This is a genomic window from Zoogloea sp. (assembly GCF_030157465.1).
GTDB lineage: Bacteria > Pseudomonadota > Gammaproteobacteria > Burkholderiales > Rhodocyclaceae > Zoogloea.
Window position 1 is genome coordinate 26249 of sequence record NZ_JAOAUU010000133.1, and the last position, 11860, is coordinate 38108.

Below are 11860 nucleotides of genomic sequence, written 5' to 3' on the forward strand. Positions count from 1 at the left end.
CGGGCGCCGGCCCCGCGGGGGGCGGTGGTCAGGCCTGGGCTTCGGCCAGCAGCGTGGTGGCGAAGGCGGCTTTTTCTTCCTTGCTCATCTTCTTGAGTTCGTTGCCGAGCACGCGCTGGTTGACCGACTGGTTCCAGTAGTCGAGCACCTCGAAGCCGAGCAGCGCGGCCTTGCCGACGAACTGGCGCAGCACTTCGTTGGTGGGCCCCATCACCCAGCCGGCCTTGCCGTCGCGCAGCAGGCGCTCGATGCCGAGGGCCGGCTTGTAGCCGGTGCCGCCGCAGGCGTGGAGCATCTTGTCCACCACGTGGGTGACGTTCTTGGAGGAGAAGAACTTGACCTGCCACAGCCAGTTGAGCAGCGCGGTGCGCGGCAGGTGGCCGATTTCGGCATGGGGTGCCCAGTCGCAGTTGTTGGTCTGGTCGTCCAGCGCCTTGGCGGCCAGGTACACGTAGCTGCGGCTGGCGTTGGTGTCGATCAGGCACTCGCCGACGTAGTCCTGGATGGTCGGGTAGTCGGCCACGCGCATGCCCACGTCGTTGTGCACCTTGCGGGTGGTGTGGTTCTTGGTGATGTCCATGGCGGCCAGGCTGATGCCGTTCCAGCACGCCGAGGAGCACACCAGGAAGAAGGGGTCGACCACTTCGTCGTTCGATTTGGCGCCGTCACCCACCGGGCCGACCAGGGCGTCGGGGGCAATCTCGACGCCATCCACCGAGATCGGGCCGGACTGGTTGCCGCGCATGCCGAGGCCATCCCAGTTGGCGGGGTCGGCCTTGATCTGGTCTTTGGTGACTAGGAAGCACGACAGGTCGGAGTAGTTGCCGCCGAAGTCGGGCGAGGTGGTCTGGATGATGTACCAGTCGGCAAAGCCGCCGGAGGTGGTCCAGGAGGCTTTCTTGAAGACCTTCCAGCCGCCGTCGGTGCGCTCGGCGCGGGACGACATGGGATACCAGAAGTGAGAGCCGGTCTCGGGGTCGGAGTAGGACAGGGTGCCGATCAGCACGTCCTGGTCGACGCGGCGCAGGATGTCCTTGAGGCGCTCGTTGTCGTGGTGGCGCAGCAGCGCGGCGGCGCAGGCGCCCAGGTGCATGGTGTAGCACATGGCGGTGGAGGGGCAGCCGTAGCGGGCGATGGTCTCGACGACCATGGCGGCGCACAGGTGGTTTTCACCGCGGCCACCGAGTTCCTTGGGGATGGTCAGGCTCATCAGGCCCATGGCGGCCAGGGCTTCGAAGTTCTTGCGGGGGTAGATGTACTTCTTGTCGCTCTCGATGGCGTTGGGGCGCAGGGTGGTTTCGCACAGGGCGATCAGGTCGGCCTGCAGGGCCTTCTGCGCGGGGGACAGCATCCAGTGGGGGCTCCATTCGGCGCCGATACCTGCGGGGGTGAGGTGGGTGAGTGCGTTCATGGTGGCTTCCTTTGCGTGAGCGTTTTGAAGGGGGTGGGTTTGATTCGTTTGGGTTTTTTGTATGGGCCTTTGTAGGGGCGACTTCAGTCGCCCTCCCCGCGTCGATGCATCGACATGCCGGTGGGCGGAGTCCGTGGGCGACTGAAGTCGCCCCTACAGGGCAGAGGTCCGGTCAGCGTGGCGCGAGGGTGGTGACACCGGCCTCGGTGCCGACCGGCAGTTCGGCGCCGTCGTCGTGTCTGGCCAGCCATTCGAGGGCGGCGGGCAGGTAGCGGCTGAGGCCTTTGTATTCGGCGAGCTGGGGCGGCAGGGTGGACAACACCCGGTTGAGGCGCTTGCCCCACTTGGGCACGCGGGCCAGGTCGTCGAGCGAGGCCAGGTAGCAGCGGATCGGGAAGAGGATTGCGTTGCTGCGCGGCAGGCGCCACAGGGTTTGCAGCTCGACGCGCAGGTGCACTTTCTGGCCGGCGTTGTCGGGGGTCACGCTGGCGCGGTCGGGGCCCCACTCGGGGAAGCTTTCGGGCGAGGTGTCGAGGCGCGGGTTGATGCTCATGGTCCAGTTGAGGCGGCGCACCGGCTGGCCGAGGCGCAGCATCAGCAGGTACTTGAGGGCGCGCTCGAACACGCCGGCCTGATGCGCCAGGGGCACCGGGCCGTGCCATTCCATGAAGCTCATGCCCACGTCGAACTCCAGCGACCAGTCGGCCTGGGCGGTGACCATGCCAGCGTCCATGTACAGGTTGTCGTCGCGCTGGTCGCAGATGGCGAAGTCGCCCTGCGCTTGGCGGGTGATGTATTCGAAGGGCTCGCAGGGCAGGGTGTCGGCGTCGCCGAAGATGAAACTCTGCTCGATGCCCAGCGGGCGGTTGATCCAGGTCCAGCGGCTGCCGAAGTCGTCGCCCTCCTTGGTGAGGGAGAACAGTTCCGGGTAGTCGGCCGACAGGTTCTCCATCAGCAGCTCGAGGGTGTCCCACTGGGCCATCATCATGTGCGGCAGCACCTGGCAGCGGCCGGGGTCGCGCTCGAGGGTGATGGCCCGGTCGCGGCATTCGGCGATGTAGTGTTCATCCACGTCGAAGGGGCGCAGGAACACGTCGCTCGGGCCGCTGCGGGTGTGCGGCTCGATGTTGACGCTGTACATGTAGCGGTCTTCCGGGAAGGGGAAGGGGAAGCGCAGGATGGCGGCGTCGCTGTTGCGGTAGCTGTAGTCGCCGCGGAAGGTTTCTTCGGGTTTGAAGGCGATGGTCATGATCGTTCTCCTGTAGGGGCGAATTCATTCGCCCGTGTGGATGGGGTGGGCGACTGAAGTCGCGCCTACAGCGGTTTCACAAATCCAGTACCAATCTGCCGGCCTTCGCCCGCGATACGCAGGGCATGATCAGGCGGCCGGATGCGCGCTCGGCGGGGGACAGGACGTGGTCGCGGTGTTCGGCATCGCCTTCCAGCAGCGGGGTCACGCACACGCCGCAGGCGCCGCCGCGGCACAGGCACGGGGCGGCCACGCCGGCGCGTTCGATGGCTTCCAGCAGGCTTTCGTCCTGGCCCACTTCCACTTCGATGCCGGATCGGGCCAGGAAGGCACGGAAGGCCTCGCCACCGGACAGGGCCGAGCCGAAGTGCTCGCAATGCACGTGGCTGGCGGGCCAGCCGGCGGCCGCGGCGGCGCCGATCACCTCGTCGTTCATGGCGGCCGGGCCGCACACGTAGAGGTGCGTGCCGGCGGGCTGGGCGGCCAGCAGGGCCGGGATGTCGAGGCGGTGGCCGTCGGCGTCCCAGTGGAAGGCCACGCCGCTGCGGCCGGCGAGCCACGGGGCGAAGACGTCCTTCTCCGCTTCCCGGCAGCACACGTGCAGCGCGTGCTCGCCGCCGCTCATCGCAAAGTCGGCCAGGTAGGACAGGAAGGGCGTGATGCCGATGCCGCCGGCGATCATCAGGTGGCGCCGGGCGGTGCGCACCGGGGCGAACAGGTTGCCCGGCCAGCCCGCCGCGAGGGTGTCGCCGGCCTGGAGGTGCTCGTGGATGAAGGCCGAGCCGCCGCGGGAGGCGGGCACCAGGCGCACGATGATGTCCCAGGCATCCCGGGCGCCGGGCCGGCTGACCAGGGAGTAGGCGTTGCGCAAGCTGCGGCCCGCGCCGGCCAGCACCAGCTGGATGTGGGCACCGGCCGCGGCGGGGGGCAGCTTGCCGCCGTCCGCCGCCACCAGGCGCACATGGCGCAGGGTGGGGGCGATGTCGGTGACGGCCTCCACTTTCAGCTGCAGGGTTTCGCCGATCATGCGAAGACCTCCTCGATGGCCGGGATCTCGCCCGGTGCCTCGGCGTCCACCATCACGCCCATGAAGGCGCCCAGGCGGCGGGAGAAGTGGTCGCGCACCAGCAGGTGGCGGCCGCAGCCGCCGCAGGGCACGACGTTGGTGGTGACCCCGTCGGTGAAAGCGTGGCAGTGGGTGCACCACACCCGGCGGCGCAGGCTGCCGGCGTGGTGGAGCTGCACCTGGCCGGGGCCGAAGCCGATGAGCGCGGCGGCACCGGCCACCGACCACAGAAAGGGCTCGGTGCCCTGCACGTAGAGCCGGTCGCCCATCCCGAACCCGCGGCTGGCGCAGGCGAAGGCGTCGAGTACCGCGTCCGGCCCGGCCAGCTGCCACACCTTGCCCAGGCCCGATGTGGCCGTCGGAGCGCCCACCAGCCAGGTCTGGAGTTGTCCGGCCACCGGGGCGAAGGTGCCGGCGAGGGCGTCCAGCCGGCCGTGCTGGAGGGTTTCGCCCTCGATCACCAGCAGGTGCCGGTTGCCGGCCAGGTCCGGCTCCAGGGCCCGGTATTCAGGGCGGCTCTTGATGTCGGAGTGCATCATCGCGGGTCTCCTCAGATCACGGCCACGGCGTGGGCGACGGCGATCACCGCCGCGCCGCCGGCCAGGGCCAGCCAGGGCAGGATGCCGGCGCGGGTGCCGACGCCTGCTTCGTTGCCCAGGTGCATGTCTTCCTGCATCGCGGCGGGGAAGCGGCCCTTGTCGACGATGTAGTGGCGGTAGAAGAACACCGGCAGGATCAGTGCCGCGGCGGCCAGGCCGGTGGCCAGGGTGCCGACGCCCCAGATGTCGGCGCCCATGCCCATCAGGCCCAGATTGACGAAGGCCAGCACGGTGCCGATGCCGATCAGCCAGGTCGGTGCCTTGTAGGGGCGCGGCCAGTGGGGGCGGTCGATGCGGTGGATCCAGGCGGCGTTGAGGTTGAGGAAGTTGAAGAGGATGTAGCAGACGTTGGAGATGGCCAGCACGAAGACGTAGTCGGACATCAGGAGCAGCAGCAGGTTGAAGCCCAGGTCGGTCCACATCGCCGCGGTGGGGGCGCCGTTGCCATTCACGTTGGAGAGGTACTTGGGCAGCCAGCCATCCACCGAGGCCTGGTAGAGGGTGCGCGAGGAGCCGGCCATCGAGGTCATGATCGACAGCACCAGGGCCAGCACCAGCATGGCCATCAGCACGTGTTCGATCAGCGCGCCGCCGCCCAGCATGTGGGCCATGGCCTGGGCTACGCCCATGCCGCTGTAGATGTCGGGCGACAGGATGCCGTCGTACACCGCCGGGGTGACCACCGTGCCCGCCGCATCGAGGACGGCCGGGGTGACCATCTGCCCCAGGCCGAGGCTGCCCTGGAAGGCCAGCGGAACCACCGTGAATACGAAGATGCACAGGAGGCCCGAATACAGGATGGCCTTGAAGGTGTCGGTGCGCGGGTTGCGGAACTCGCGGGTGTAGCACACCGCCGTCTCGAAGCCGTAGGTGGACCACGCCGCCATGAACAGGCCGCCGGCGATCAGCGTGAAGCCGGCCATGTCCCAGCTGCCGTCGATCACCGCGCCGCCGGCATCCTTGGCCAGCGGGAAGAGCGGCGTCAGGTTGGCGGTGGGGATGTCACCGGAGAGCAGCGGCCACAGACCGATCAGCATCAGCGGGGCGAGGGCGGCGATGCCCAGCACCATCTGCATGCGCGCCGCCTGCAGGATGCCGCGGTGCTGGATCGCGAAGGCCGCCAGCAGCACCGCGGCGCCGAGCACGAAGGTGGCGTTGATGCGCAGGGCCAGCCCGGCTTTCACGCCGCCAAGCTCGAGCAGGGTGATCTGCCAGGTGTTGATGGCCGCATCCGGCGCAAACAGGATGGACAGGATGTAGCCCGCCGCCAGCCCCGAGCCGATGGCCAGCACCGGCGACCAGGCCAGCCAGTTGCTCCACACCGACAGGGGCGCCAGCATCTTGCTGTAACGCACCCAGGCCACCGCGCCATACACCGACGCGCCGCCGGATTTGTGGGGGAACAACCCGGCGATCTCGGCGTACGAAAAGGACTGCAGGAAGCCGAAGGCGATCGAAATGATCCACACCGCCCACGATGGCTTGCCCACCGTGGCGGCAATGGAGCCGATGGAAAACAGCACCAGTGCCGGCACGCCACTGGCCACCCAGAAAGCGCCAGCCCAACCAATCTTGCGATGGAGCGTAGCGCTGGCGCCGCCGCTCCCGATGCCGCTCGCGGCATCCACTGTCGTCGTGTTCATCTGCGTTCTCCCCAAGGTCGAAAAACCACACCGCTGACTGCGATATGGCTGCACTGTCCGCCCCGTTGCTGCAGCGAACAATTCGACTTTGGGAGTAGGTCGGAGGGGGAATTGAGGGAGTAGGCGCGCGAGCGTGAAATGGCACCATCCCAACACCGACAGAGGCAAAACCATGAAACCCGCGATGAAATCCGCAGTCCGGAACGCAGTGTGCAACTACGGGGCCGGGCTGCTGCTCGGCTTGCCGGCAATGGCTGCCTTCGCCGAGGATGCCCCGGCTCCGGCCCCGGAGCTGACCAGCAACATCGGCGTCGTGTCGGAATACGTGTTCCGCGGCATCCGCCAGACCTGGGGCAATCCCGCGTTGCAGGGCGGCTTCGACTACGCCCATGCATCGGGCTTCTACGCGGGCGCCTGGATGTCCAACACCAGCGCCAACCTGTATGCCAACGCCACCATCGAGATCGACCTCTACGGCGGCTACCGGGGCGCGGTGGGCGATTTAACCTACGACGTGGGGCTGCTCCAGTTTCTTTTTCCGGGGGCCAACTACGACAAGATCACCCCCGCCGGCAGCTACGCCAGGAAGAGCTACAACTCCACCGAGGTGTATCTCTCCGGCACCTGGCAGTGGCTCAACGTGAAGTACTCCCGCGCCATCACCGACGTGGGCTATTTCGGCTTCACCAGCAACAACGCCGGGGTGGGCGCCTTCCCGGGCAATCCGTCGTCGGGCGTCAGCGGCGGCGACACCACCGGCTCGTGGTACATCGAGGCCAACGCGGCCTACGAGTTTCTGCCCACCTGGACGGCCAGCCTCCACGCCGGGCGCCAGACCATCACCAATTCGAAGGGGCTGGATTATTCCGACTACAAGGTGGGCGTCAGCAAGGCCATGCCCGGCAGCTGGACCCTGGGCCTGGCCTACACCACCACGGTGGGTGCCGATTACTGGAAGAACTATCCCAGCGTCGCCGGCAACGGAACGACCAAGGACATGAGCGCGGGCACCTGGATCGCCTCGGTGAACCGGACCTTCTGATCTACGCTGTCGAGCTTGCGAAGCCTCTGCGCCGGTCCCTGGAAAGGGGCCGGTTTGCGTTTCTGCCGGCCCACGCCGGTGTGGCCTCAGCCGGGGTTGCTGCGGCCGGTTTTCCGTTTCTTGTCACGCTCGCTGCGAACGATGTTCTTTTGCACGGTTTTATTGCTGCTGTCCGCCTGGTCCAGCCATAAAAGGGCGTCCGCGTAGGCCATGAAGCGCCGGAGGTATTCCGGCGAGATGTCGCGCATCAATTTGAGTGACTGAAGCACCAGCAGGTGGGAATTGAGCGGGCCGGCGTTCTCGGGCGCTTGCGCAAGCGCGCGGGCCAGCTGCTGATCGACCTTGAGCCTGGACCAGGTGTTTCTGAAATACGCCAGGGCTGTGAGTTCTTCCCGGGGCTTGAGCGCTTCTCCGGCGCCATTTACGGGCACGTTTTGCGGCGAATGCTGCTGGATATGGGACAGCAGTTCGGCCAGGGGGTGCGCGCGATAGCGGTCTTGCAGGCTGGCGATGAATTGACGCAATTCGCGGAAATTGCCGGCGCGGTAAATGGCGTCCAGCCGGTCGGCCGCATCCGGAAATTGCGCCACGGTGCAGGCCAGGGTGTCGCCGGCCCGGGTTTGGGTTTGATCGAATCGTGCGGTGTATTCGTCAAGCGCCGTTGCCAGCCTGCCGTCCAGAACGCGTCTGGCGTCACCCTGCTCGGCGGCCGAGCGTCGGGCCAAGGCCTCGATGAAACGAAAGCGGACGGGATCGAGGTGGTCTGCGCCACGGGCGCGCAGGGCGTCGATCGTCACGCGGGGATCGACGGCTTCCAGGGCTCCGGGCGTCCCGGATTCACTCATGGGGGCCTGTGTCCGTCTTGGCCGATTGCGGGACCGGCGCCATTTCCACGCGCCGGTTCTGCGCTCGCCCCTTTTCGTCGGCATTGGAGGCCACCGGCTGCTCGGGGCCAAAGGCCGCGGCAAATATCGATGCAGCCGGAATGCCTTCGTCGATCATGGCCCGGGTGACCGTCAAGGCGCGCTGGGCTGAAAGCTCCCAGTTGTCGGCGAATTGCCGGTTGCTGTCCCGCATCGGCCTGTCGTCGGTAAAGCCGCTCACCATCAGCATTTCACCGCGGGCGCCCAGATAGGCGGCCAGTGGCGGCGCCAGGCTCTTGAGAATCTGCCGGCCCTCGGGCTGGAGCTGGTCGGAGTTGAGGGCAAACAGCACGCTGCCGCTGATGCCGATGCGCCCGTTGTTCAGCGTGACCCGGCCGGACGCGAGCGGAACCGCCAGGGCTTTTTCCAGGGCCAGGCGCCTGCGCTCTTCAATTTGCCGCTTGTGCACCTCGGCTTCCAGGCTGGTGGCCAGTTCGAGCTGAACCCCGAGCACGCCGACCAGGATCAGCACGAAGGCCCCCAGAAGGCCGGACATGAGATCGCCGAATACGGCCCATACCGGCGTGCTGTGCTCGAGGCCGTCGTCGATGTTTTCCATCGTCACACCTCGCCGGCAAGCGATGCCTGTTTGCTGGAAAGCTGCTGGAGATCTTCGACGATCTGCTTTTGCGACAGGATGCTCAAGTCGATGATTTCCCGTGCCTGGGCCACGTAATAAGCGAGCTGATCGTCGCTGCGTGCCATGGATGTGTTGAGCGAGCCTTCGATGCGCTGCAGCGTCTCCATCAGTTTTTCGTTGGAATCACTGAACAGCTGAACCGCGAAGCCGAATGCCTCGCTCAGGCTCGAGACCTCGATGGCGCCGCTGGTGATCCGCGTGGCGACGTCAGTCATTTTTGCGGCTTCGGCCTCGATGCTGGCCTCGAAGCGGGTGCTGCTGCGCTCGAGCAAGGCGGTGGACGATGCGACGAGGGCGTCGATGGCGCCCCGCTGTTCGGTCGAGGCATGGTTGATGGCGTCGAGCAGGGCGCCCAGTGTTTCCATGATGCGGCTGCGCTCCTCGAGGAGCACGTTGTCCCGCGCGATGCTGGCGGAGAGTTCCTGGCGCAGCTCGCCGATCACTTCGGCCGCAGCCCGGGGTGCTTCGGCGGCGGTCTGCATGAGCCTCGATACTTCGTCGATGGTGGTGCTGGCCTGGGCCTGCGCCTGGGTGGTGAGGCTGCGGGCGGTTTCTTCCAGCGTCTGGCACAGGTGTTGTTGCTGGGCGAGGCTCCGGGCGCCCGCGGCCTGCCATTCCTGGTGCAGCGATGTGCTCGTCGACTCCAGGGCTTGGGCCAGGTTTGCCAGCCGTTGCTGGTCCGACGCGGCCAGTTCTGCCTGCAAGGCGGCGTGGGATTGATTGACCGTGGCGAGCAGCGCAGCCGACCGCTGGGCAAAGGTCTCGGCGAAGGATTCGAGGGATTTGTGCAGCTCCCCGGTCAGGTTTTCGCTGCTGCGCGCATGGCTGGCCAGGGCGTCGGTCCAGGTGTCCGCGATGTGTGTTGCGGTTGTGCCGAAGCGGTTCGAGAGCGCGCCCAGCTGCGTCTCCAGCCTGTCGGCCAGCTTTTCGTGCAGCGCGCTGGTGTCCCGCGCAATGCCGGTGACGGTGCTCGCCAGGTCTGCCTGCAAGGCTGCGTGGGTCTGGTCCACCGTGGCCACCAGCGCTGCCGAGCGGTGCTCGAAAGTGTCGGCCCAGGTTTGCAGCGTGCCGTTCAGGCCCGCCGTGAGGGTTTCGCTGGTGTGCGCGTGGCGGTTCAGGGCGTCGGTCCAGGTGTTTGATACCGTGGTGACGGTGGCGCTGAAACGCTCGGAGAGTCCGTCGAGCTGCGACTGGACCGTGTCGGCCATCTTTGTGTGCAGGGCGCTCGTTTGCTGCGCAATGCCGCTCATCGTGGCTTCGACCACGGGCTGAATCGTTTCGCCAGCCAGGCGGGCGCTTGCGGTCAGGCTCTCCTTGAGGGACTGGTCGACGGACGACGCCAGGTCGGAGTAAATGCCCTTGGCGTCGCGGTAATGGTTTTCCTGGTTGGCCAGCAGGCGTTCGCTTAATTGCTGGCTCTGCTGGTCCATCTGCACCATCATCGCCTGCAGTTTATCCACCACATCGGGCAGGGCCCGGGCTTGAAGCTGCAAGGCCCTGAAAGTTTCCTGGCGTTGATGGACCAGGGAAAAACCGCGCAATACGGTGGCGATCCGGGTGTCCAGCACGTGCGCCGTTTGCAGGCGTTCGCGACGGCACAGGGCCGAGACGAGGCCCAGCATCGCCGAGGCGGCCACGCCCGCAACCGATGTGCCGAAAGCCACGCCCAATCCCTTTACCGGAGCAGCCAGGGAGGCGCGAATGGTTTGAAGGTCGGTGGTGCTTTCCAGGGCGATGACCGCGCCGTTGAGGGTGACCACCATGCCCAGGAAAGTGCCCAGCATCCCCAGCAGCACCAGCAGCCCCACCAGATAAGGCGTCATTGCCGGGCCGGGCAGGCCGACACGCTCACCCTCGATGCGCAGGCGCACGGCGTTCTGCAGTGACGGATGCAGCGTGTCGAGCCAGTTGCCGAGATCGGGCAGGTTCTCGGGAATTGCCGCCAGTGCCCTGGCCAGGGTGGATGTGGCCTGGCTGAAACGCAGCAGTTCGAGGGCGCCCGCGACATAGACCGTGCCGATGATCGCCGTCATGGTCAGCGCCAGCGGACTGGTGCCGATGTAGCCGACGCCAACCCACGACACGGCGATCAAGCCCACGAAAAAAGCCGTCAAAAAAATCGTTCTATTCATTGCTGATTTGAATCCTGGTTGCCAAGTGCGTCGATCAGCCCCGCGACCGGCTGCAGGCGAACGTCCAGTTCTGCCAGCAGCACGGCCTGCATGTCCTTGCAGAATGCCGCCAGCCATCCTCCCGGCTGAAGCCACGCCTCCGGATCGTCCGGTGTCGCGGTATCAACACGTGCCGTCTTGTGCGCCTGGTGCAGGTGCTCGAAGCGTTTTGCGAGAAGCTGGGGCACGGTTGCCAGCAAGTTGCGCTCGCGGGGCCCCAGGGCCTGGTCCAGCACACCATCCAGGGCGGCAAGCCGCTTGAGGGCGGGGGAGTGATCTGCCAGTGCGTTGCGCACACTGGCACGCAAGGGGCCAATGTGCGCGTTCATGTCCCGTTGATGGGCGAGGTAATACCTCTGGAAGGGCAGGAAGTCCGCCGCGTCTTCGTCGGTTGGATGCAGGGACGGGGCGGGCAGTTTTATTCGTGCCTTGCCTGGGTTGAGGACGCCATCGATACGGATTGAGTCGGCCAGCATGGCACGCACCCGCGCAAATTCCTCGTGCACGGCAAGGCCCGCCCGCTGGGGGGCTCCGGTTTGCGCATCCGGCACGCTCGCCGCGCGGTCATTAATAACGGAGAAGAGCGATATCGCGTCCGTAAAGTCCAGCCACTGACCCAGCCTGTCCGCAAAGGATTGCCTCGAATCGGCAACATCAGCGACAGACAGCTCGGCAAGGATGCGAATGAACCCGGAACTATGGAAATTTGTACGCGGCACCCCTTGCGCCATACCGAAAACCGACGTCCACCAGCCAAAGAGGCGGCAAGGCTACTACAAAGTGGCGGGCAGGTCAGCGTTGCCGGGAATCGTGGCGGCGAGGCCGGATTTTCTGAAGCGTATCAATCAATCAAGCGATCGCCTCGACGGGCAGCGGCCCCGGACGGTCATGTCCCGTCAGTCATCGAAGCACGTGGCTAAGCGCGTTTGCTCGAAATCCTCGCCGGACGGCATTTCATGGCCTCTGCCCGCTCTTGCTTACTATATGAAGAGCTCAGCTGGTGAGCGGCATGTGGCTGTTGCGTCCGTGTTGCAGCGGTTCTTGCGGAGCAATTCTGTCTGGTGGGTGTAAAGTCCTCCGACCTGCAATCGATGGAGAGCCTTAATGAAGAAGCTG

At 66.3% G+C, this 11860-nt stretch carries 10 protein-coding genes; 1 reads left to right on the forward strand and 9 read right to left on the reverse strand.

The features are described from left to right. Positions 1 to 28 precede the first annotated feature (28 nt). The 5 genes from Q1W26_RS15930 to Q1W26_RS15950 form a co-directional block, all read right to left on the reverse strand. A complete protein-coding gene (locus tag Q1W26_RS15930) occupies positions 29 to 1411 on the reverse strand; it encodes an acyl-CoA dehydrogenase family protein (RefSeq protein ID WP_300442258.1) in 1383 nt (460 codons plus the stop codon). 172 nt (positions 1412 to 1583) lie between these two features. Beyond that, complete coding sequence (locus Q1W26_RS15935; protein ID WP_300442260.1) at positions 1584 to 2660, reverse strand: DUF3445 domain-containing protein; 1077 nt, start codon at positions 2658 to 2660, stop codon at positions 1584 to 1586. A gap of 76 nt (positions 2661 to 2736) precedes the next feature. Next, positions 2737 to 3687: a PDR/VanB family oxidoreductase gene (locus Q1W26_RS15940; RefSeq protein ID WP_300442262.1), complete on the reverse strand. Its 951-nt coding sequence runs from the start codon at positions 3685 to 3687 to the stop codon at positions 2737 to 2739. Then, entirely contained in the window at positions 3684 to 4265 is a 582-nt protein-coding gene (locus Q1W26_RS15945) for a dimethylamine monooxygenase subunit DmmA family protein (RefSeq protein WP_300442264.1), read from the reverse strand. The genes Q1W26_RS15940 and Q1W26_RS15945 overlap by 4 nt, the downstream gene beginning before the upstream one ends. 11 nt (positions 4266 to 4276) lie before the next feature. Next, entirely contained in the window at positions 4277 to 5968 is a 1692-nt protein-coding gene (locus Q1W26_RS15950) for an APC family permease (RefSeq protein WP_300442266.1), read from the reverse strand. Positions 5969 to 6152: 184 nt separating this feature from the next. Here Q1W26_RS15950 and Q1W26_RS15955 point away from each other — a divergent pair, with 184 nt between their 5' ends. After that, positions 6153 to 7010: a TorF family putative porin gene (locus Q1W26_RS15955; protein WP_300442268.1), complete on the forward strand. Its 858-nt coding sequence runs from the start codon at positions 6153 to 6155 to the stop codon at positions 7008 to 7010. A gap of 86 nt (positions 7011 to 7096) precedes the next feature. On the opposite strand, the gene Q1W26_RS15960 is transcribed toward Q1W26_RS15955, so the two are convergent. Genes Q1W26_RS15960 through Q1W26_RS15975 form a run of 4 tightly spaced genes read right to left on the reverse strand, consistent with a single transcriptional unit; the run spans position 7097 to position 11475 of the window. Beyond that, positions 7097 to 7855 carry a DUF2894 domain-containing protein gene (locus Q1W26_RS15960; RefSeq protein WP_300442270.1) on the reverse strand — a complete coding sequence of 253 codons (759 nt, stop codon included), beginning with the start codon at positions 7853 to 7855 and terminating at the stop codon, positions 7097 to 7099. After that, a complete protein-coding gene (locus tag Q1W26_RS15965) occupies positions 7848 to 8492 on the reverse strand; it encodes an OmpA family protein (RefSeq protein ID WP_300442272.1) in 645 nt (214 codons plus the stop codon). The genes Q1W26_RS15960 and Q1W26_RS15965 overlap by 8 nt, the downstream gene beginning before the upstream one ends. Before the next feature lie 2 nt (positions 8493 to 8494). Then, positions 8495 to 10705 (reverse strand): DUF802 domain-containing protein, encoded by a 2211-nt coding sequence (locus tag Q1W26_RS15970; RefSeq protein WP_300442274.1) that lies wholly within the window; start codon positions 10703 to 10705, stop codon positions 8495 to 8497. Beyond that, entirely contained in the window at positions 10702 to 11475 is a 774-nt protein-coding gene (locus Q1W26_RS15975; protein WP_300442276.1) for a DUF3348 domain-containing protein, read from the reverse strand. Before Q1W26_RS15975 ends, Q1W26_RS15970 begins: the two co-directional genes overlap by 4 nt. Positions 11476 to 11860 lie beyond the last annotated feature (385 nt).